Genomic DNA, 20,353 nt, shown 5'->3' with positions numbered 1-20,353 from the left:
AAATGAGTGTACACCCAAAGGTCGTGATTAAACTGAAACCTTGGGATTAAATTTATGCGTATCACAATTTAGGACCAGTGCCCTCCAATCATAACACGATTCAATGAACACTAAAACATACTAAATCCTTAGGTCTTTGCCAAAGATTTAGCGAATGAAAACAGGCTCATTGGCCTTTAGGGTATGTTCCTGACTGAAAAGATATCCGTCATAATCAAAACCTTTAATGTCTTCCAAGGTCTTGGCATCTGTATCGAGGATATAACGAACCATAGAGCCCCTTGCCTTTTTGGCGAAGAAACTGATGATCTTCAATTGATCGTTTTTCCAATCCTTAAAAATGGGGGTGATTACCGGAACCTTGAGTTTCTTTTCATCAACGGCACCAAAATATTCGTTACTGGCCAAGTTCACAAAAAGTTCCCCATCCACCAGTTCTTGGTTCAAATGGTCGGTCAGTTGTTTTTTCCAAAATTCGTGCAGGTTCTTTTTTCGGCCCACCTTTAATTGGGTGCCCATTTCCAAACGGTAGGGCTGCATCAGGTCCAAAGGTTTCAAGATGCCATACAGTCCGGATAAAATCCGAAGCGTATCCTGCAACTTGTCCAGTTTCTCCAATGGAATCGTTTGTGCGTCCAAGCCTTGGTATACATCACCGTTAAAAGCATACACGGCAGGACGAGCATTTTCGGGACTGAAAGGAACTGAAAATTGTTGGTTACGTTCCCAGTTCAATTGTGCCAAACTATCGGAAATGGACATCAATTGCGATAATGCCTTTGGTCTTTTCTTTTTCAGGATGGCGTTCAGTTTCTGCGCTTCCTCCAAAAAAAGGGGTTGGCTATAGGTTGATGTTGGGATTTCCGATTCAAAATCGAGAGACTTGGCCGGAGATATGACAATTTTCATTCAGTGCTTCTTTAGTTCAAAAATACTGAGGATTTTCAATTTTGGAAAAAGATCGTCAATGAGGTTTTCAATCCTACGATTGATGAAAACTATTGTTCCACGTGTTTGGAATAATTGCGCCATTTTTCAATGCATTGGACCATATCCTCTGGCAATTCGGTATCAAAACGCATGAATTTTCCGGTCACCGGATGCTCAAACCCCAGAGTTTTGGCATGTAACGCCTGACGCGGCAACACCTTGAAGGCATTATCCACAAACTGTTTGTATTTGGTAAAGGTGGTTCCTTTCAAAATGGCATCCCCACCATAGCGCTCGTCATTGAAAAGCGTATGCCCAATGTATTTCATGTGCACCCTAATCTGATGGGTTCGGCCCGTTTCCAATCGGCAGGAAATCAAGGTCACGTACCCCAACCTTTCCAAAACCTTGTAGTGGGTGATGGCTTCTTTTCCATCTTCCCCATCCGGATAAACGGTCATCTGCAAACGGTTCTTCGGATGTCTACCAATGTTTCCCTCCACAGTGCCTTCATCTTCTTCAACATTACCCCAAACAAGAGCCACATATTCCCGTTCACTACTTTTCTCAAAAAATTGCTGTGCCAAATGGGTCATGGCCAATTCTGTTTTGGCAATCACCAAAAGTCCGGAAGTATCCTTATCGATCCTATGCACCAACCCAGGCCTATTGGAACTGTTGTTGGGCAAATTTTCAAAATGGTACACCAAGGCGTTGATGAGCGTACCGGAATAATTTCCATGCCCGGGATGCACTACCATTCCGGCAGGTTTGTTCACCACTAAAAGGGAATCGTCCTCATACACAATGTCCAATGGGATATTCTCGGGAGTCAACAAAAATTCGTAGGGTGGATGCTCAAAGAGCACCTTCACCTCATCCCCGGCCTTTACCTTGTAATTTTGTTTTACTGTAGCACCATTCACCCAAATATGGCCATTTTTGGCCGCTTGTTGAATCTTGTTACGGGTGGCATTTTCAATAAAATTCATCAAGAATTTATCCACCCGCAAAGGCTCTTGACCTTTGGAGGCTACAAACTTATGGTGTTCAAAAAGCTCGTCAGGAGACAGCTCATTTTGGTCGGTAAAATCCATGGTTATTCGGAATCAGATTCGGCCTTAACCTTTGCGCTACCCGGAATGGTACCGTTACCGCAAATCAACTCGATCTTGGAGGTCTTGGGCAACTTGTCGCCGGGCTTTACATATTTACCCTTGAACTTGATGTTGTAGACCATGTCCTTACCCAATTCGTCAATATAGGTGACACGCTCCACATCAAGGCCTACAGCACGTAACATGGAAGCGGCATTTCGCTGCGTCACCTGAATGATATCGGGCACACTTACCTTTTTATACCCAGATGGATTTACCGTAAAATAAATTTTACGGTTGGCCTTTACCTTATTACCGGCCGGTGGATTCTGATCCAAAATGGAAAATCGTGGGTAATCGGGATTATAGTTGGAGGAATCCAAAACTTGATAGCGCAACCCAGCCTCTTCCACTGTCTTTCGCATTTCCGATACCGACATTTTGGAAAAATCCGGTACCTCTACAAACTCACCGTGGTTGGTGGTCCCCTTAAGCCATTGCATGGCCAAGAAGACCAAGACTATAACGGCCACAATGGCCAGACCAAGTTGGATGAGAAAAGTCTTGCTTTTCAAAAAGTTCAAAAAATTTTTCATGCACTAAACCTTATCGGAACAAATATAGGAAAGCCAGCCCTTTTTTCTTTATTTTGGCCTTGCGATATTTAGAAAGCCGATGAAAAAGAACATTGCCATCATCATGGGAGGTTACTCCAGTGAGTACGGTATTTCCATAAAAAGTGGGAACGTTGTGAACAAATACCTGAACCCTGAAAAATACAATGCATACCGCATTATCATCTCCAAAGAGAAATGGTTTTATCTGGATAAGGGCGACAACGAATATCCGGTTGATAGAGGCGATTTCAGCATCAATGTAAATGGGCAAAAAATACATTTTGATTGTGTTTTCAATGCCATTCACGGCACACCGGGTGAAGACGGACTCATGCAGGCCTATTTTGAGCTTTTGGGCATTCCCCACACCTCTTGCAACCATTACGAATCTGCGCTAACCTTCAATAAACGGGATCTTTTGAGCACGTTAAAGCCTTATGCAATCCCATGTGCCATTTCATATCACCTGAACAAAGGTCAGGAGGTAGATGAGGAGGGCATCATTAAAAAAGTGGGACTACCCTGTTTTGTGAAGGCCAATAGAGCAGGCAGTAGTTATGGAGTGTCCAAAGTGTACCAAAAAAACGAACTTCAAAAGGCCATCGATAGCGCGTTCAAAGAAGATGACCAAGTGATCATCGAATCCTTTTTGGAAGGGACCGAGGTGTCCGTAGGTGTGATTACATATAAAGGCGAGGTGATGGTATTGCCGATAACCGAAATTATTTCGGAAAACGATTTTTTTGATTTTGAAGCGAAGTACCAAGGCAAGTCACAGGAAATCACCCCTGCTAGGATCAATGAGAATCAGGAAAAAAATGTTCGCAAGTGGGCCGAGTTCATCTACAAGACACTTGGATTGAAAGGTTATACCCGAAGCGAGTTTATTTTTATTGGTGATGTGCCCCATTTGTTGGAAGTAAACACCACTCCTGGATTGACGGAAGAAAGCCTTTTGCCACAACAGGCAAGAACGGCAGGCATTAGCTTGGAAGAACTTTTTGATAGTGCCATAACGGAAGCATTAGCCTAGAAAAGCGTATTTTTAAACAAACTTTCTTTTCCACTATATGAGACGCGCATTGTTCCCCGGTTCCTTTGACCCCCTAACCCTTGGCCACTACGACATCATCAAAAGGGGTATTACGCTTTTTGATGAATTGGTCATCGCCATCGGGATCAATGCCGACAAAAAATACATGTTCACTTTGGAAGAAAGGACCAAGTTCATTGCAGATGCCTTTAAAGATGAGCCCAAGATCAAGGTGGTCACCTACCAAGGAATGACGGTGGATTTTTGCAAGGAAATCGGTGCGGAATTTATTTTAAGGGGATTGCGTAACCCTGCAGATTTTGAGTTTGAAAAAGCCATCGCCCACACCAACAGAAAGCTTTCGGAAATAGAAACCGTCTTCTTATTGACTTCTTCAGGAAAGTCGTTCATTAGCTCTTCCATTGTGCGGGACGTTATCCGAAATGGTGGCGATTATACCGGACTTGTTCCCGATACCGTCGTGGTCAATCGCTAATCCTCCCCTGCACGTTTAAGAAGGTTATTCCAGTTCAATTGTAGGTTAAATCTGCCTCTCTTAAATTATACAAACACAGGCATTTTTCAAAGAGACCACAATTTTTATCCCTTTCACAACATTAAATAAGTTAGCTTACCCAATACTTATACATTGGTCAGAAATTTCTTAATTGTAAAACCCCCGTACTTTGAAAGCAGTTGAGAGAATCGAGCAGCACTATCTACTCAAACAGCTACCGCAAGCCACCGCTTTGGTCGGTTTGGACGGTATGGTTGTAGACGCTTCAGACTCATGGTTCGTAATATTTGGATTGCCTCCCAAGAGCATCATAGAGGTCAACATTTGCAATTTGTTGGAAAATGTTGACAACCTCAATGAAAAACTAAGCATCCAAAAAACCTTTTCCATTCGCCATGAAATGGTCAATGACAGGGAGGCAAGATGGTTAGAAACCAGCTTTACACCTTGGTATGATGAAAAGGAGAATATTATAGGGTCCATTGTCCAGACCAGTGATATTTCCAGGGAAGTAAAAAATGAACTGGAAATTGAGCGAATCAATGCCATATTAAAGACCAAATCCGAAGTGGCCCAAGTAGGCTGCTGGGAATTTGATGTCCAGACCGAAAAACTTTATTGGTGTGAAGAAACCAAGAAAATACACCAAGTCCCCCTGTCTTTCGTCCCAAACGTGAATGAGGCCATTGAATTTTACAAACCCGGATATAGCAGGAACAAGATTTCCATGTTATTCCACAAAGCCATCCATGAACGTACTCCTTTCAATGAAAGATTGATGATCATTACCCACAACGGCGAGGAACGATGGATACAATCTGCCGGAAAGGCCATTGAAAAAAACGGAGAAGTTGTTAAGGTATTTGGCACCTTCCAAGACATTCACGAGCAAGTGATGACCGAGACCAAGGTTATGGAAAATCAACAATTGCTCACTGCCTTGATCGACAACCTACCATTGAACGTTTTTGTAAAAGACCTGGATTCCAAAAAAATCCTAGTGAACAAATCGGAGTGCGAATACCTGGAAAAAAGTCCCAAAGAATTACTAGGTAAAACCGATTTTGACCTTTATGATGAGGAAGTTGCCAAAATATCGAGGGAAGAAGACCTTGAAGTCCTCAAAACCTTGAAACCCATTTTGGGCAAAGAGACCATTAGCATCAAAAAGAATGGGCAGGCCACCAATTTCCTGACCTCCAAGATTCCATTGTTCGACCTTAACAGTAAGGTAAGCGGTTTGATTGGCATAAGCATGGATATCTCGGCCATTAAAAAGAAAGAAGATCAGCTGCGCAATCTGATCAACCTGACTTCCATCCAGAACAAGAAACTGATCAATTTCGCCCATATTGTTTCCCACAACCTTCGATCCCACTCGGCCAACTTTTCCATGTTGCTGCAATTTTTAAAATCGGAGGAAAATGAAAAGGAAAGGGAACATATCATCACCATGTTGACCCAGGCTTCGGACAATTTGCTGGAAACCTTGGAAAACCTGAACCAAGTGGTGGACATCAATACCAACATCAACCTTAAAAAGGAACCCATCAACATTTATGACCACATTATTAAGGTACAACATAGTTTGACCGCCTTCTTGGATAAAAACCAAGTATTGATCAACAACGAAGTGGACCAAAAACATGTTGTAAAAAGTATTCCGGCCTATATGGACAGTATTATTTTGAACTTGTTGACCAATGCCGTAAAATACAGAAGTCCTGAAAGAAAACCTATCATTACCCTAACCACCAAAAAGCTCGACAACAAGATCATCCTGTCCATTGCAGACAATGGATTGGGAATTGACCTTGAAAGGTATGGCGACAAAATATTCGGCATGTATAAGACATTCCATAATAACAAGGACGCCAAAGGATTCGGATTGTACTTGGTACGCAACCAAATCGAGGCCATGGGCGGAAAGATTACCGTGAACAGTGAAGTGGACAAGGGAACTACCTTCAACGTATATTTTAATGAAGAAATTAAGTAGTATTTTTATTGTGGACGATGATCCCATAACCGTATTCGGCATAAAAAAAATGTTGAAACCAGTGGCTATCTGTGACGACATCCAAATTTTTCAAAATGGAAAGGAGGCATTCGATGCTTTGGCCGAAAGGCTTACCTTGGAACAGGATATCCCGGAAGTAATATTTTTAGATATCAACATGCCCATAATGGATGGCTGGGATTTTTTGGAAGAATTGATCGGACTTGACATACACGACCGGATCATCATCAACATGATCACTTCGTCCATTGATCCATCCGATTACCAACGTTGGAACGATTTTAAGGAGAAATGCCCGCATCAACTCAATTTTAAGAACAAACCCATTTTCAAAATAGAGGTTTCCGATTTGGAAGGTTTCCATATGGCCTCATAATCATAATATTCCGTATTTTTGGGGCCACCGAAAAAAGTTACTTTTGGTATAACTAACAAAGTACCCCAGCACCTTGAAACATTTAGTTTTTTTTGCGACCCTTGTTCTCCTTTTGTCCTGCGAAACAGAAAAGCAGGACAAGGTCAACTCTTTCCTAACTCATTTCGAAATCTCTGGAGGCAAGGAAACGGCCACATATCAACAGACCATTGATTTTTATATTTCCTTGGCACGGGATTTTCCTCAGATCAATGTACACACCATAGGCAAAACGGACAGTGGATTTCCTCTGCACATGGTTACCTTTAATCCGGAAGGGGATTTCAATTTTGAGAACATCCGAAAGGAAAAATCCATCATTTTGATCAATAATGGCATCCATCCAGGTGAAAGCGATGGTATTGACGCCACCATGATGCTCTATAGGGATTTGGCCACAGGTAAGATTCCCACTCCCAAGAAGACCGTCTTGGTCACCATCCCCATTTATAACGTTGGTGGATCGTTGAACCGGAATTCCACTACACGTGCCAATCAAAATGGTCCGTTGGAATATGGTTTCCGCGGCAATGCACTCAATTATGACCTGAACCGGGATTTTATCAAAATGGACACCAAGAACGCAAGGACCTTTGCAGACATTTTCCATTCGGTGAAACCCGATGTATTTATAGATAACCATGTGAGTAATGGTGCCGATTACCAATATACCCTCACCCATCTGTTCACCCAACACAACAAGCTTGGTGGCAAAATGGGCGAATACTTGCATGATTCCTTTATGCCCAAAATTGAAAAATCGTTGTTGGAGAAGGAATGGGACATTACCCCTTATGTGAACGTGTTCAACATGCCGCCTGAACTTGGCTTTAGCCAATTTATGGACCATCCCAGATATTCCACCGGTTATACTACCCTATGGAGTACACTGGGCCTCATGGTGGAAACACACATGCTAAAACCCTATGACCAACGAGTGGAGGGAACCTATGTGCTCATGGAAAGTCTTTTGGACGTGGTGGAAAAAGAACATAAGACAATTAAATCCTTGCGAAAAGAGACGTTGGAAAAAAACGTAGATCTTTCCGAATATTACTTCAATTGGGCAGTAGACACCACCAAAAGTTCCATTTTACAATTCAAGGGGTTTGAAGCTGACCGACCCACCAGCGAGGTTACCGGACTACCCAGATTAAAATACGACCGAAGCAGACCTTTTGTAAAAGAAACGGTTTACCAAGATTATTTTTATCCCTTGGACACCGTTTCGGTACCAGATGCCTATGTAGTGAAACAAAGTTGGCAAAAGGTAATTGAACGGTTGGATGTCAACAAAATCCAGTATTTCAAACTGGACAAGGATACCACATTAACAGTGGAAGCCTATAAAATTTTGGATTACGACACTCGAAATTCCCCTTACGAAGGCCATTATCCCCACTCCAACACCAAAGTGGAAAAAAGCACCAAGAAAGTCCGTTTTAGGGCAGGTGATTATGTGGTACCGACCCGTCAACCCGGTATTCGGTATTTGTTGGAGACATTGGAACCCCATGCGGTGGATTCCTTTTTCAACTGGAATTTCTTCGATACCGTACTTCAGCAGAAAGAAGGCTTTTCACCCTATGTTTTTGAGGATATCGCCTTGGAAATGTTACAACAGGACTCCATTTTGAGGCAGAACTTTGAAGCCAAGAAAAATCTGGACCTCAATTTCGCGAACAATTGGTACGCCCAATTGGATTGGATTTTCCAACGTTCCAAATATTTGGAGGATGCCTATCTGGCCTATCCCATTTACAGGATTGCCAAGGAAAGTAAAGCTTCGGGCATTTTGGCTAGGTAGCCACTTGCTTGAACAAAATAGCTATGTTTTTATAGGAATTTTTGATGGCTTTTTGGGTTTTTTCAGGACCTTTCCATTTTACCTTTTCAATGCCTTCGGCTTTTTCGGCAATTAATTTTCCGGTATAGTCAGTAGACATTAAAAACCAATGCGTCTGTTTCAACCAATAGGCACCATTGCGTTTAAAAACATGGTAGGTGGTGCGTAAAAAACGTTCCATTTTTAGGTTCTTCACCCCGGTTTCCTCCTCCACTTCACGTATGGCGGCACTTTCAATGGTTTCGCCCTTATCCACTTTTCCCTTCGGCAAATCCCATTTTCCATTCCTTTTGATGAAGAGCACCTTGCCCTTTTCATTCACCACAAAACCGCCTCCGGCAACGATCACTGGTATCTTGTGCATGAAAATTTTCAGGATCTTATCCTTATCCGGATGGTACAAGTATGCCTTTTTCAGTTTCTTCTTGGATAGCAAATGAATGGCCTCCATTATAGAATCACCATCCAACAAGAATAGGTTTCCGTTGGTATGTTCCGGGCGCTCGTTTGTTAAAATCAGTGGGGACTCATTAACAAAAACTTCATACATTTGCGCAATGGTTTTAGATAAGGGAATAGCAAAAAAAACAGCTGAGCTTCTGCTGCAAATTAATGCAATAAAGTTGGAACCCGAAAATCCATTTACATGGGCTTCGGGTTGGAAATCGCCAATATATTGCGATAACAGGGTAATGCTCTCCTACCCTGAAATTCGGAATTTTGTAAGGGAGGAAATGGCCAAGCAGGTTGAAAGACTTTACGGCAAGCCGGATGTGATCGCCGGAGTGGCCACCGGCGCCATCGGCATCGGTATTCTGGTGGCCGAAGCCTTGGGGCTTCCATTCGTTTATGTTAGGCCCGAACCAAAATCGCACGGTAGACAGAACCAAATTGAAGGTTATTTTGAATCCGGTCAGACTGTGGTGGTCATCGAAGACCTGATCAGTACAGGCAAAAGCAGCCTTAATGCCGTTCGTGCACTAAAGGACCAAAATGCCAAGGTTAAAGGCATGATCGCCATTTTCACTTACGGTTTTCCAGTGGCAAGTGCCAATTTTGAAGCAGAAGGTGTGGAACTCCACACCCTTTCCGATTACGAACATTTGATCGAACAGGCTTCGGAAACCCACTATATTAAAGATTCACAACTAAAAACCCTGTTGGAATGGAGATCCAATCCGCAGGAATGGAAATAAATAGCAACAATGCACATAGAAGCTTCCAAAAAGAAAATCGCAAAGAGCGACAAAGAAGTTTTTGATTTCTTGACAGACATCAAAAACTTTGAAACCTTGATGCCTGACAATATTGACAAGTTTGAGGTGTTGGATGAGAACACCTTCAAATTTGCCCTTAAGGGCATGCCCGAAATTATCTTGAGGCTGAAGGAACAAAACCCAAATGACAAAGTGGTGCTTGGTGCCGCCAGTGATAAATTGCCCTTTACCTTAACTGCAGATATTACGGCTTTGGGTGAAAATGAAAGTGAGGTAGGTTTGAGTTTTGAAGGCCAGTTCAACGCCATGATGGCCATGATGATCAAATCCCCGATTACCAATTTCATGGAAACCCTGTCCACCAACATGGACAAGATTGGTCAATAAAGCAAGGTCACTTCCTTAAGATCGTATTCCTTCAAAATGTGGTCCTCCAGTTCCAGGACCAATTTTCCTGTGGGAGAAACGCTTCTAATAAACCCCATGAACATTTCCCCTTGGCCATTGGTAAAGGTGGATGGTTTGTCTTTTCTGAATAACAATTTTTCATAGGATGGGAGCAATTGGGCTACCGTTTTGCTTTCCAAAAACTCCAAATGATACTGTAGCCTTTCCAAAATCCGATGCATAAGTTCATCTAAATCGAAAAAGGTTCCAGTTATCATTTTTAGGGACGATGCCTTGTCCAGATTTTCAAAATGGGCTTGGTTTACGTTCAGACCAATACCGATGATGGCCTGACTGACGAAAGTGCCCTTCAAAACATTTTCAATCAAAATACCACAAATCTTAAAAGTACCTGACATAATGTCGTTGGGCCATTTCACGCTGACATCTGGCACCGCCAACTCTTTGAGCACATCTACCACGGCCATGGAAACACCCATGTTCAACAAAAATTGATGCTCTACGTGTAACGCATCAAAATTTTTCAACACACTGAAAGTTAAGTTTTTACCTTCTTCAGATTGCCAAACAGTTCCCATTTGCCCCCTCCCCTTTAGCTGTTTTTTGGTGACCACAACCGTATAGTCCAACAAAGTTGTGGCCTGCAGAAGTTCCTTCAAATACAGATTTGTGGAATCCGTGGCATCAAGTTTGATTATTTGAGTTTGTTCTCCCAAAGTGGTGCGCCTTATCGATTTGTTAAAAACTAAGGCTAAGAAAACAAAAAATACCTAAATTTGTAGAAACTAAATTTTTTGAATGCAGAAAACAAAAGCTAGCGCAGATGAACTGATTGCCTTGATCTTAGAAGGGATAGAAGACGTTAAAGGAGTCGACATTAATCTACTGGACCTGAGGGAAATCGAAAATACTGTTTGCGACTACTTCATCATCTGCAATGGTACTTCCAACACGCATGTAAACGCAATTGTATCCTCGATCCAGAAAACAGTGAGTAAAGCCTCAAAGGACAAACCTTGGCACATTGAAGGTTCTGAGAACGCCGAATGGGTATTGATGGACTATGTAAATGTAGTGGTACATGTATTTCAAAAACACATTAGGGAATTCTACGACATTGAGGGACTTTGGGGTGACGCCAAAGTAACCATGGTGGAGAGCAGCTACAATTCTTAAAACAAAATGGCAAAAGAGAACAATTCAAATACCCCCCCAAAGAGGCCGCGTTTTAGTTCGTGGTGGATTTATGGCGTAGTAATCGCATTGATCATTGGTTTCCAGTTTTTTGGTGGAAGTAGTTTTTCAAGTACCGAAAAGACCACAACTTCCGAGTTGCAGGAATTTTTGCGTAATGGCGATATATCCAAAATCGTCATCATTACCAATACCAGACAGGCAAAGGTTTACCTTACCGAAGAAGCCTTAAAGAAGGACGTTCATAAGGGAGTGGCCAAAAAACCATTGTTCCCTTCCAGCAGTTTATTGCCTCAATATGTGTTGGATTATGGAGATCTTCAGATTTTTCAGAACGAAATCTCCGAGATCAAAAAAGAAAACAACCTCGACACCATTGTTGAGTTCGATACGGAATCCAACGTAATCGGGGAATTGTTACTTTCCTTGTTGCCGTTTGTGTTGATCATTGGTATTTGGATCTATTTGATGCGAAGAATGTCCGGTGGCGCAGGAGGCGGTGCAGGTGGTCAGATTTTCAACATCGGAAAATCAAAGGCCAAATTGTTCGACGAGAAAACCGATACCCGCACTTCTTTTAAAGATGTTGCTGGTTTGGAGGGTGCCAAGGAAGAAGTACAAGAGATTGTGGAATTCCTTAAAAACCCTGATAAATACACTTCACTGGGAGGTAAAATCCCGAAAGGGGCCCTTTTGGTAGGCCCTCCGGGAACAGGTAAGACCCTTTTGGCCAAGGCCGTTGCCGGGGAAGCAAAAGTTCCTTTCTTTTCCCTTTCAGGTTCTGACTTTGTTGAAATGTTCGTTGGGGTTGGTGCCTCTAGGGTACGTGACCTTTTCAAACAGGCAAAGGATAAGTCACCTGCCATCATCTTTATTGATGAGATCGATGCGATTGGTCGTGCTAGGGGGAAAAACAACTTCACAGGTTCCAATGACGAAAGGGAAAACACCCTGAACCAATTGTTGACCGAGATGGACGGTTTTGGAACCAATACCAACGTAATCGTATTGGCCGCTACCAACCGTGCTGATGTACTGGATAAAGCCTTGATGCGTGCCGGTCGTTTTGACCGTCAGATCTATGTGGACCTTCCAGATTTGAACGAAAGAAAAGAAATTTTTGAGGTGCATTTGCGCCCAATCAAAACCGCCGAGACCTTGGATCTTGACTTTTTGGCGAAGCAAACCCCTGGATTCTCAGGTGCGGATATCGCCAACGTATGTAACGAGGCCGCCCTTATCGCCGCCCGTAAAGAGAAAAAAGCGGTGACCAAGCAAGATTTTCTTGATGCCGTGGATAGAATCGTTGGTGGTTTGGAAAAGAAGAACAAAATCATCACCCCAGAAGAGAAAAAGACTATTGCCTACCATGAGGCTGGCCACGCCACTGTTAGTTGGATGTTGGAACACGCCGCACCTTTGGTGAAGGTCACCATCGTTCCTAGGGGACAATCTTTGGGTGCTGCATGGTACTTACCAGAAGAACGCCTAATCGTCCGAACCGAACAAATGTTGGATGAAATGTGTGCCACCATGGGAGGTCGTGCGGCAGAAAAGGTAATGTTCGATAAAATTTCGACAGGTGCTTTGAGCGATTTGGAAAAAGTGACCAAACAAGCTCGTGCCATGGTAACTATTTATGGTCTTAATGATGAATTGGGTAACATTACCTATTACGATTCAACCGGACAAAACGAATATGGTTTCACCAAACCGTACAGCGAGGAGACTGCACAGAAAATTGATCAAGAGATTTCAAAAATCATTGAAGAGCAATACCAAAGAGCCATTAAACTATTGGCCGATAACAAGGACAAGCTAACAGAATTGGCAGATAGGCTGTTAGAAAAAGAAGTTATCTTTAAGGACGATTTGGAGAAAATCTTTGGTAGAAGGCCTTTTGAAAAACATGAAGAGCTAGAACCTGCCAAATAAGCTAAAAATCTTGGATTGAATTTATATTGAATATGCACCTGATACAATAGATGGGAGTTTTCAAAAAACTTTTTGGAGGAGGAAAAAAGGTTTCCAAAGAAACAGCGGAAACCCGTGGAGAGCACATGCCCGATCTAAAAATTCCCGTGGATGAAAAATTCACCATCTATTTCAAAAAAAATGGGGGCAAATTCATTTACTGTGAAGATTTTTCAGAAGTTTCAGATGCCTTGAAAAACATTATCTCGGAGAACGATTGGCAGAACCATTTGCTCTATACCCTCGATCCTAGATTGGAGACCAAGTTTTCTTCGGAGAACCTGAAATTCACTAACGACAGACAGGAAAGCGATATCTTTTTTACGACTTGCGAGCACTTGGTGGCCCACAATGGTTCCATCCTAGTGTGCTCCAACCAGATTAAGGAAAAAAAGTTGGATGAGCTTCCTTCCAACCTGATCGTATTTGCGACCACCAGTCAATTGGTGGACTCTATCAGCGAAGGACTCAAGATCATCAAGGAACGCTACCAAAAGAATATTCCCAATAACATTACAACTTTAAAGCACTTTCAACTTACCCAGGAAAACAAGGATGATTTCCTTTCCTATGGGAGTGCCTCAAAAAATGTCTATCTTTTACTCCTAGAAGACTACTGATTTCATGAGGGAAATTTTACGACGCTCCATTACCGGGGTCATCTATGTTGTGCTTCTCTTGGGGACTGTTTTTTTGAGTTCGGATGCCTTTGACTTTCTTTTTATGGCCTTTGGGCTTACCTGTTTGTACGAGTTCAAAAAAATAGTACGGATCAAGGGATATTACATCTTTGTGGCCTATTTGGCACTTTGGTGGGCCTACATTTACTTGGTAAAAGATAGTGCAGCCATTACTGTGCTTATGCTACTGACCATAACGGTAGATTTGGCGTTACTCATGTTCCTTTTTTCTGATAAGCCAGCAAAATTTACCGATTTTCAAAAATTCGTGATTGCGGTTTTCTATATAGGTGGAGGATGCATCTTTTTGACAATGATTCCATATAAAGAGGAAGATTTTGCCCAATTTTTAATTATGGGCATCTTTATATTGATTTGGGTAAACGACACTTTTGCCTATTTGGTGGGAAGGACTTTGGGGCGCACCAAACTTTTTCCATCAGTTTCTCCCAAAAAAACTATTGAAGGTTCTATCGGAGGTCTTATTTTTGCACTCGTAGCCGCCTACATTTTATCGTGGTATGAGACAAAACTGACCGTGACCCAATGGATGGCAATGGCTACATTAATAGTGGTTGCCGGTAGTTTGGGCGATCTATTGGAATCCAAATTCAAGCGAATGGCTGGTGTTAAGGACAGTGGTGCCATATTGCCAGGTCATGGTGGAATTTGGGACCGATTGGACAGCTTGGTCTTTGCGGCACCGTTTGCCTATTTGATACTAAACTTATTCTCCTATGTTTCATAAAGAGGGTCAAAAAATAATTATTACTACATTTTTTATAGTGGTCGCCGCCATTCTAGCCGCCGAATTCTATATGCAATTGGAATGGGCCAGATATGCGATACAGATTACCGCATTGATCCTTTTGATACTCATCCTGCAGTTTTTCAGGAACCCCAAACGTCCCGTTACCCCCAATTTTAATGAAATTTTGGCCCCAGTTGACGGTAAGGTAGTGGTCATTGAAGAAGTGGAAGAAACCGAATATTTTAAGGAACGAAGAAGACAGGTTTCCATATTCATGTCACCGGTGAATGTGCACGTTACGCGCTACCCGGCCAGTGGAACGGTCACCTATTCCAAATACCACCCAGGAAAATATTTGGTGGCATGGCATCCTAAATCGAGTACCGAAAACGAGCGCACCACAGTAGTGTTGCACACTCCCAAGTTTGGAGAAATTGGATATAGACAGATTGCCGGAGCCTTGGCCCGTCGCATTGTAAACTATGCCGAAGAAGGGGAACAGGTTACGCAAGGACAAGATGCCGGTTTCATCAAATTTGGATCCAGGGTAGACCTTTTATTGCCCTTGAACTGTAACATTACCGTTAAGTTGAACCAAAAAGTGGTCGGCGCCAAAACCTGTATTGCTTCCTTCAGACCTGAGGACGATGAATGATGAAGAGCTACATAAAAAGTTCAATGAGGCAGTGGCTTTTGTAAACAGTTATACAGAACCATTACCTGCGGATTTTTTGCTCCGATTATATGCCTATTTCAAAATAGCCAATAGAAATTACGACAACCCTGGCAGTAGAACGCCATTAATCAACGCCTTTAAGGCAAATGCCCTTTTTCAAGCACAGAACATTGGCCCCAAAGAGGCCATGGAAAAATATATCGAGCTTGTAGAAAAAGAATTGAACTTTCGTTAAGAAACCAAATCTGGGGTTGCCAAGGTCTTTTCAAAATACGTGAAGTAGATGGCCCCAAAAATGGTGACTACAAAATACAACCCTACAAGATAGCTTCCCATCGGTAAAAATGCATTGATACCGAACCAATCATTGGTCCAATAAATCAGAACCAAGCCTGCCAAGCCCCTGAACAGCTCTATCCAAACGGCGTAAGGGGCACGGTCCATTAAAGTGGTGTATCCATAAACTCCTAAAAAAACAAAGGCACCGAACAACAACAACCCTTCAAAACCGATTTCTGAGTAATTGTAGAACATAAAAAGCATCAACACTGTGGTCACGATCAACTGAAAAAGCGAATAACCCTTTAACGCCATGGAAGATTCCGGTTGGTACTTTTTAAAATGGTACACATCCTCAATAATCTCAACTGGGTATTTATCCTTTACATCTTTAGGTCTCCATCCAGTTGGCATGAACCAAATACGGAATTTGTCCCAATAATTCTTAGTCCTCCAAGCGTCTTGCATCAATCGCCATAAATGTTGAAAGTTGATGATGATGGGGTTCCAAGTGTGGGCAGGTTTCAAAACACCATATTGAGGCGGCACCTCCTCCAGCTCTTCTTGAAAAGTACCGAACATGCGATCCCAAATGCAGAAAATCTGTCCTAGGTTTTTATCGATATATTGTTGGTTGATGGCGTGGTGCACCCGATGTTGCGAAGGCGTCACGATCACATACTCTAACCACCCCATTTTTCCGATATGTTGGGTATGGTACCAAAACTGCGCGAACAAATGAATCGGGGCCAAAACAGCGATGACCGTATTGGGAACTCCCAAAAGCGCAGCAGGAATCAACAACAAGGCATAATACCCCAATAGGTTGGAAATAGGCTGACGCAGGGCACAGGCCAAATTAAATTCCTCACTGCTGTGATGGATCACATGTTGGTTCCAAAAGAAATTGATATGATGACTCAACCTATGGTTCCAATACCCGGCAAAATCCAAAGCGATAAACGCCACTACCCAAACCAACCAAGTGGATTTGATTTCGATAAGGGCCAAATGCTCCAATAAAAAAGGATAGCTGATCAAAATGATACCAAGTCCAAGTGAGTCTTTCACCACATTGGTCAATCCGGAGCTCAGGCTGCTCACGGTATCCATTACATTGTGTTTCTGATTTTTTGCAAATCTGCCATAGAGCACCTCCACCAAGACCAACCCGATGAAGAAAGGAGTGGCATAAAGCAATGCCGTCGCATACGATTCCATCTGTAAAATTTAAAGTTTAACCAACGCAGGTACGGGGTAATGCGTCATGAATTTACTTCAAATTTTTAAATAAATCTATATCGTTTGCGTAAGTGATATTCGAACTGGACTGCGAACTTCTTTTCATTTGGGAAGAAATCTCCACCTTGCCTAACAACCAAACTCGTATTTCTATTATCGCATTAACACTCGAAGCATTTGAACAAGAAAAAAGGGAAGTCCCCTTCCCTTTTCACAAATTATTTAGCGATATAACGAAAGGCTATTGCAAACTGGCCAGGCTTTTTTCCAAGGTTTCAATCTTGGCTTCGGCATCAGCTGCTTTTTTGCGTTCAATGGCCACTACTTGTTCCGGTGCATTGTTCACAAAGCGTTCGTTGCTCAATTTACCTTGTACCGATTTTAGGAAACCTTTGGTATATTGAAGCTCTTCCTTGATCTTTTTGATCTCTTCTTCAACGTCTATGGCCCCACTGATCGGGATAAAATATTCGTTACTCTTCACTCGATAACTCAAAGCCCCGTCCAATCCTGCATCAATGGTTTCCAATTTGGAAACATTGGCCACCTTTAGGATGATAGCGTCCATATTATCACCTACTCCCTCCGCATTGAGCATAAAAAGTTCCAAAGCATCCTTTTGAGGAATGCTCTTTTCTTTTCTAATGGTTCGGATACCTGAAATGACCTCGGCAGCGAAATCAAAATCGGCAATCAATTTGGCGTTCACTTTTTCAGCTTTGGGCCATTGGGCCACAATCAGGGCATCCTCAGGGGTACGTTTGGCAATGTGTTGCCAAATCTCCTCGGTCAAGAACGGCATGAAAGGATGTAACAGTTTCAAATTTTCTTCAAACAATTGGATTACCGCCTCAAAAGAAGTTCGGTCTATTGGTTGTTGATAGGCTGGTTTTACAATTTCCAACAACCAAGAACAGAAATCGTCCCAAACCAATTTGTAAATGGCCATCAAGGCATCGGAAATGCGATATTTTGAAAAATGGTCTTCAATTTCGACCAACGTCTGACTCAGCTTGGCCCTGTACCAGTCAATTCCTGTTTTAGCAGCTTCAGGTTGAGGGATATCAGCAACTTCCCAACCTTTCACCAATCGGAAAGCGTTCCAGATCTTATTGGCAAAATTGGATCCCTGCTGACAAAGGGCCTCATCAAACAACAAGTCGTTACCCGCAGCGGAACTCAATAATAACCCAACACGAACCCCATCGGCACCAAAATCCTCTATCAATTGGAGTGCATCAGGGGAATTCCCTAAGGATTTGGACATTTTCCGACGCTGTTTATCGCGAACCAAACCTGTCAGATACACATTTTCAAAAGGTCTTTCCCCTCTGTACTCGTACCCGGAAATGATCATTCTGGCCACCCAGAAGAACAAAATATCGGGACCGGTAACCAAATCACTGGTGGGATAATAATAATTCACGTCCTTATTGTCCGGCTCCATGATTCCACCAAAAACACTGATGGGCCATAACCAGGAAGAAAACCAAGTGTCCAAAACATCCGGATCTTGACGTAAATCGGATTGTTGGATTGCCGGATTTTTAGATTTAACCAATTCCAAAGCTTGCTCAGGGGTTTCGGCCACTACAAAATCCTCTTTGCCATCACCATAATAATAAGCTGGAATCTGTTGTCCCCACCACAACTGACGGGATATGTTCCAATCGCGGATGTTTTCCATCCAATGGCGATAGGTATTATCGAATTTGGAAGGATACAACTTAACATCATGCGTATTTAAAACCGCATCCAAAGCAGGTTTGGCCAAAGTTTCCATTTTCAGGAACCACTGATCGGACAATCGGGGTTCAATAACGGCCTTGGTTCTTTCGGAAGTCCCCACCTTGTTGATATGCTGTTCCGTTTTCACCAAAAATCCCTTTTCTTCCAATTCCTTGGCGATTTCCTTGCGGACCACAAATCGATCTTTACCTTGGTAATGCAATCCGAAGGAATTCAAAGTAGCATCCTCATTGAAGATGTCAATAACCTCCAGATTGTGCTTTTCCCCAAGATTCTTATCGTTCTCATCGTGGGCCGGGGTCACTTTTAAGCAACCGGTACCGAACTCCACATCCACATATTCATCTTCAATGATCGGGATAACCCTACCACATATGGGCACAATGGCCTTTTTACCGCGAAGATGATGGTATCTTTCATCAGTTGGGTTGATACAGATGGCAGTATCTCCCAAAATGGTCTCGGGACGGGTGGTTGCAATGGTTACCTTTTCGTCTGAACCTTCAATATCATAGGCCAAATAATACAGATTGCCCTGTCTTTCTTCATAGATTACTTCTTCATCGGACAAGGTAGTTTTGGCTTCAGGATCCCAGTTCACCATTCGATAACCCCTGTAAATCAATCCCTTATTGTACAAATCCACAAAAACCTTGATCACTGAAGCGGACATATCATCATCCATGGTGAATTTGGTCCGGTTCCAATCACAGGAGCAGCCCAGTTTTTTCAATTGTTGAAGGATGACACCACCATATTCGTGGGTCCAGTCCCAAGCGTGCTTTAAAAAATCCTCCCGGGACAAGTTGGCCTTATCAATCCCTTGTTCCTTTAATTTGGCCACCACTTTGGCTTCCGTAGCAATGGAAGCGTGATCCGTACCAGGCACCCAACAGGCATTTTTTCCCAATAGTCGGGCACGACGTATGAGCACATCTTGAATGGTATTGTTGAGCATATGGCCCATATGGAGCACCCCTGTCACGTTTGGTGGGGGAATCACAATGGTGTAAGGCTCCCTTTCATCAGGGGTTGAGCTAAAATAATCATGCTCCATCCAGTAGTTATACCAGCGCTCTTCAACCCTTTTGGGCTCATATTTTGATGGAATTTCCATTTTTCGGTACAGTTTTTGTTACATATGGGTTTGAATCGAATTTTTGAAGGGAAAGCGCAATGTTTATCAATAGCTATTCTTCGGATAGATTCCGATTCAGAAATACGAAACAAAAATAAGTAACGTTATTACATAACAAAAGAATTTTGGACGCAGGTGTGAAAACATCTACTTTTGAAATTCACCCAAAAACCAAAAATGATGAAAAAAACTGTACTCGTGCTATTTTTAGGGCTTATTTCCCTAGGGATCTATGCGCAAGAAGCTACGGCTAAAATTGAATTTAAAAGTGAGACCATCGATTACGGTGAAATTGAAAAAGGAAGCGATGGAGTTCGTGTATTTGAATTCACTAATACAGGAACTGCTCCTTTGGTAATCAGTGATGTTAGATCCAGCTGTGGATGTACCATCCCTAAAAAACCGGAAGAACCGATCATGCCAGGTAAAACAGGTAAAATCGAAGTGAAATATGACACCAACAGGGTTGGCCCAATTAGAAAGGCCATTACCGTGACCTCCAATTCTGATACCCCTACGAAGGTTTTAAAAATCAAAGGAGAGGTTAAAGGACCTGGTGCCAGTAAGTAA

Annotated in this window: 21 protein-coding genes; 14 read left to right on the top strand and 7 right to left on the bottom strand. The window is 42.5% G+C overall.

Features of this window, described 5'->3' with window-relative positions; genetic code table 11:
* Nucleotides 1-147: 147 nt before the first annotated feature.
* From yaaA to LKX84_RS17205, 3 genes are all read right to left on the bottom strand, one after another.
* Complete coding sequence (gene yaaA, locus LKX84_RS17215; protein ID WP_228238870.1) at nt 148-909, bottom strand: peroxide stress protein YaaA; 762 nt, start codon at nt 907-909, stop codon at nt 148-150.
* An 89-nt stretch (nt 910-998) separates the two neighbouring features.
* Complete coding sequence (locus LKX84_RS17210) at nt 999-2,027, bottom strand: RluA family pseudouridine synthase (protein WP_228238862.1); 1,029 nt, start codon at nt 2,025-2,027, stop codon at nt 999-1,001.
* Between the two features lie 2 nt (nt 2,028-2,029).
* The gene (locus LKX84_RS17205) at nt 2,030-2,623 is read right to left on the bottom strand and encodes a PASTA domain-containing protein (protein WP_228238860.1); all 594 of its coding nucleotides are present in this window, start codon (nt 2,621-2,623) and stop codon (nt 2,030-2,032) included.
* Nucleotides 2,624-2,702: 79 nt separating this feature from the next.
* On the opposite strand from LKX84_RS17205, the gene LKX84_RS17200 reads away from it, so the two are divergent.
* The 5 genes from LKX84_RS17200 to LKX84_RS17180 all read left to right on the top strand — a co-directional run bounded on the left by LKX84_RS17200 (nt 2,703) and on the right by LKX84_RS17180 (nt 8,436).
* Entirely contained in the window at nt 2,703-3,677 is a 975-nt protein-coding gene (locus LKX84_RS17200) for a D-alanine--D-alanine ligase (protein ID WP_228238854.1), read from the top strand.
* A gap of 37 nt (nt 3,678-3,714) precedes the next feature.
* Nucleotides 3,715-4,173 carry a pantetheine-phosphate adenylyltransferase gene (gene coaD / locus LKX84_RS17195; protein ID WP_228238852.1) on the top strand — a complete coding sequence of 153 codons (459 nt, stop codon included), beginning with the start codon at nt 3,715-3,717 and terminating at the stop codon, nt 4,171-4,173.
* A 190-nt stretch (nt 4,174-4,363) separates the two neighbouring features.
* Nucleotides 4,364-6,193 (top strand): PAS domain-containing sensor histidine kinase, encoded by a 1,830-nt coding sequence (locus LKX84_RS17190; RefSeq protein ID WP_228238850.1) that lies wholly within the window; start codon nt 4,364-4,366, stop codon nt 6,191-6,193.
* Complete coding sequence (locus LKX84_RS17185; RefSeq protein ID WP_228238848.1) at nt 6,177-6,590, top strand: response regulator; 414 nt, start codon at nt 6,177-6,179, stop codon at nt 6,588-6,590. Before LKX84_RS17190 ends, LKX84_RS17185 begins: the two co-directional genes overlap by 17 nt.
* A gap of 73 nt (nt 6,591-6,663) precedes the next feature.
* On the top strand, nt 6,664-8,436 hold the full coding sequence (locus LKX84_RS17180; RefSeq protein ID WP_228238847.1) for a M14 family metallopeptidase: 1,773 nt from the start codon (nt 6,664-6,666) through the stop codon (nt 8,434-8,436).
* Here LKX84_RS17180 and LKX84_RS17175 read toward each other — a convergent pair.
* Nucleotides 8,429-9,025, bottom strand: coding sequence for an NUDIX hydrolase (locus LKX84_RS17175; RefSeq protein WP_228238845.1), 597 nt, complete (start codon nt 9,023-9,025; stop codon nt 8,429-8,431). The genes LKX84_RS17180 and LKX84_RS17175 overlap by 8 nt on opposite strands.
* A 7-nt stretch (nt 9,026-9,032) precedes the next feature.
* On the opposite strand from LKX84_RS17175, the gene pyrE reads away from it, so the two are divergent.
* Nucleotides 9,033-9,671 (top strand): orotate phosphoribosyltransferase, encoded by a 639-nt coding sequence (gene pyrE / locus LKX84_RS17170; protein ID WP_228238843.1) that lies wholly within the window; start codon nt 9,033-9,035, stop codon nt 9,669-9,671.
* Nucleotides 9,672-9,680: 9 nt separating this feature from the next.
* On the top strand, nt 9,681-10,079 hold the full coding sequence (locus LKX84_RS17165) for an SRPBCC family protein (protein ID WP_228238841.1): 399 nt from the start codon (nt 9,681-9,683) through the stop codon (nt 10,077-10,079).
* Here LKX84_RS17165 and LKX84_RS17160 read toward each other — a convergent pair.
* On the bottom strand, nt 10,073-10,816 hold the full coding sequence (locus LKX84_RS17160; RefSeq protein WP_228238836.1) for a biotin--[acetyl-CoA-carboxylase] ligase: 744 nt from the start codon (nt 10,814-10,816) through the stop codon (nt 10,073-10,075). The two genes, LKX84_RS17165 and LKX84_RS17160, sit on opposite strands and share 7 nt — an antisense overlap.
* Nucleotides 10,817-10,898: 82 nt before the next feature.
* Here LKX84_RS17160 and rsfS point away from each other — a divergent pair, with 82 nt between their 5' ends.
* From rsfS to LKX84_RS17130, 6 genes are read left to right on the top strand one after another with little or no spacing between them, the layout of a single operon-like run.
* A complete protein-coding gene (rsfS, locus tag LKX84_RS17155; RefSeq protein WP_228238834.1) occupies nt 10,899-11,276 on the top strand; it encodes a ribosome silencing factor in 378 nt (125 codons plus the stop codon).
* 6 nt (nt 11,277-11,282) lie between these two features.
* Nucleotides 11,283-13,229: an ATP-dependent zinc metalloprotease FtsH gene (gene ftsH / locus LKX84_RS17150; RefSeq protein ID WP_228238832.1), complete on the top strand. Its 1,947-nt coding sequence runs from the start codon at nt 11,283-11,285 to the stop codon at nt 13,227-13,229.
* 50 nt (nt 13,230-13,279) lie between these two features.
* Entirely contained in the window at nt 13,280-13,888 is a 609-nt protein-coding gene (locus tag LKX84_RS17145; protein ID WP_228238830.1) for an LUD domain-containing protein, read from the top strand.
* A gap of 4 nt (nt 13,889-13,892) precedes the next feature.
* Nucleotides 13,893-14,696, top strand: coding sequence for a phosphatidate cytidylyltransferase (locus LKX84_RS17140; RefSeq protein ID WP_228238829.1), 804 nt, complete (start codon nt 13,893-13,895; stop codon nt 14,694-14,696).
* Nucleotides 14,686-15,354: a phosphatidylserine decarboxylase family protein gene (locus LKX84_RS17135; RefSeq protein ID WP_228238827.1), complete on the top strand. Its 669-nt coding sequence runs from the start codon at nt 14,686-14,688 to the stop codon at nt 15,352-15,354. Before LKX84_RS17140 ends, LKX84_RS17135 begins: the two co-directional genes overlap by 11 nt.
* A complete protein-coding gene (locus LKX84_RS17130; RefSeq protein WP_228238823.1) occupies nt 15,347-15,610 on the top strand; it encodes an acyl-CoA-binding protein in 264 nt (87 codons plus the stop codon). Before LKX84_RS17135 ends, LKX84_RS17130 begins: the two co-directional genes overlap by 8 nt.
* Here LKX84_RS17130 and LKX84_RS17125 read toward each other — a convergent pair.
* Both LKX84_RS17125 and LKX84_RS17120 read right to left on the bottom strand, forming a co-directional pair.
* The gene (locus LKX84_RS17125; protein ID WP_228238822.1) at nt 15,607-16,875 is read right to left on the bottom strand and encodes a sterol desaturase family protein; all 1,269 of its coding nucleotides are present in this window, start codon (nt 16,873-16,875) and stop codon (nt 15,607-15,609) included. The genes LKX84_RS17130 and LKX84_RS17125 overlap by 4 nt on opposite strands.
* Before the next feature lie 262 nt (nt 16,876-17,137).
* Nucleotides 17,138-19,762 carry a valine--tRNA ligase gene (locus LKX84_RS17120; protein WP_228238821.1) on the bottom strand — a complete coding sequence of 875 codons (2,625 nt, stop codon included), beginning with the start codon at nt 19,760-19,762 and terminating at the stop codon, nt 17,138-17,140.
* A 198-nt stretch (nt 19,763-19,960) separates the two neighbouring features.
* On the opposite strand from LKX84_RS17120, the gene LKX84_RS17115 reads away from it, so the two are divergent.
* Nucleotides 19,961-20,353 (top strand): DUF1573 domain-containing protein, encoded by a 393-nt coding sequence (locus tag LKX84_RS17115; protein WP_228238818.1) that lies wholly within the window; start codon nt 19,961-19,963, stop codon nt 20,351-20,353.

It is taken from the genome of Allomuricauda sp. M10 (assembly GCF_020782875.1).
Classification (GTDB): domain Bacteria; phylum Bacteroidota; class Bacteroidia; order Flavobacteriales; family Flavobacteriaceae; genus Flagellimonas.
This window is presented reverse-complemented; position numbering and strand designations above follow the sequence as displayed.

Excerpts from the sequence above, each read along its gene's own strand:
- LKX84_RS17135 (WP_228238827.1), top strand. The coding sequence starts at position 14,686 with ATGTTTCATAAAGAGGGTCAAAAAATAATTATTACTACATTTTTTATA.
- LKX84_RS17125 (WP_228238822.1), bottom strand. The coding sequence starts at position 16,875 with ATGGAATCGTATGCGACGGCATTGCTTTATGCCACTCCTTTCTTCATC.
- LKX84_RS17165 (WP_228238841.1), top strand. The coding sequence starts at position 9,681 with ATGCACATAGAAGCTTCCAAAAAGAAAATCGCAAAGAGCGACAAAGAA.
- LKX84_RS17115 (WP_228238818.1), top strand. The coding sequence starts at position 19,961 with ATGATGAAAAAAACTGTACTCGTGCTATTTTTAGGGCTTATTTCCCTA.
- LKX84_RS17210 (WP_228238862.1), bottom strand. The coding sequence starts at position 2,027 with ATGGATTTTACCGACCAAAATGAGCTGTCTCCTGACGAGCTTTTTGAA.
- rsfS (WP_228238834.1), top strand. The coding sequence starts at position 10,899 with ATGCAGAAAACAAAAGCTAGCGCAGATGAACTGATTGCCTTGATCTTA.
- yaaA (WP_228238870.1), bottom strand. The coding sequence starts at position 909 with ATGAAAATTGTCATATCTCCGGCCAAGTCTCTCGATTTTGAATCGGAA.
- LKX84_RS17205 (WP_228238860.1), bottom strand. The coding sequence starts at position 2,623 with ATGAAAAATTTTTTGAACTTTTTGAAAAGCAAGACTTTTCTCATCCAA.
- LKX84_RS17140 (WP_228238829.1), top strand. The coding sequence starts at position 13,893 with ATGAGGGAAATTTTACGACGCTCCATTACCGGGGTCATCTATGTTGTG.
- LKX84_RS17145 (WP_228238830.1), top strand. The coding sequence starts at position 13,280 with ATGGGAGTTTTCAAAAAACTTTTTGGAGGAGGAAAAAAGGTTTCCAAA.
- LKX84_RS17200 (WP_228238854.1), top strand. The coding sequence starts at position 2,703 with ATGAAAAAGAACATTGCCATCATCATGGGAGGTTACTCCAGTGAGTAC.
- pyrE (WP_228238843.1), top strand. The coding sequence starts at position 9,033 with ATGGTTTTAGATAAGGGAATAGCAAAAAAAACAGCTGAGCTTCTGCTG.
- LKX84_RS17185 (WP_228238848.1), top strand. The coding sequence starts at position 6,177 with ATGAAGAAATTAAGTAGTATTTTTATTGTGGACGATGATCCCATAACC.
- LKX84_RS17175 (WP_228238845.1), bottom strand. The coding sequence starts at position 9,025 with ATGTATGAAGTTTTTGTTAATGAGTCCCCACTGATTTTAACAAACGAG.
- LKX84_RS17120 (WP_228238821.1), bottom strand. The coding sequence starts at position 19,762 with ATGGAAATTCCATCAAAATATGAGCCCAAAAGGGTTGAAGAGCGCTGG.
- LKX84_RS17130 (WP_228238823.1), top strand. The coding sequence starts at position 15,347 with ATGAATGATGAAGAGCTACATAAAAAGTTCAATGAGGCAGTGGCTTTT.
- ftsH (WP_228238832.1), top strand. The coding sequence starts at position 11,283 with ATGGCAAAAGAGAACAATTCAAATACCCCCCCAAAGAGGCCGCGTTTT.
- coaD (WP_228238852.1), top strand. The coding sequence starts at position 3,715 with ATGAGACGCGCATTGTTCCCCGGTTCCTTTGACCCCCTAACCCTTGGC.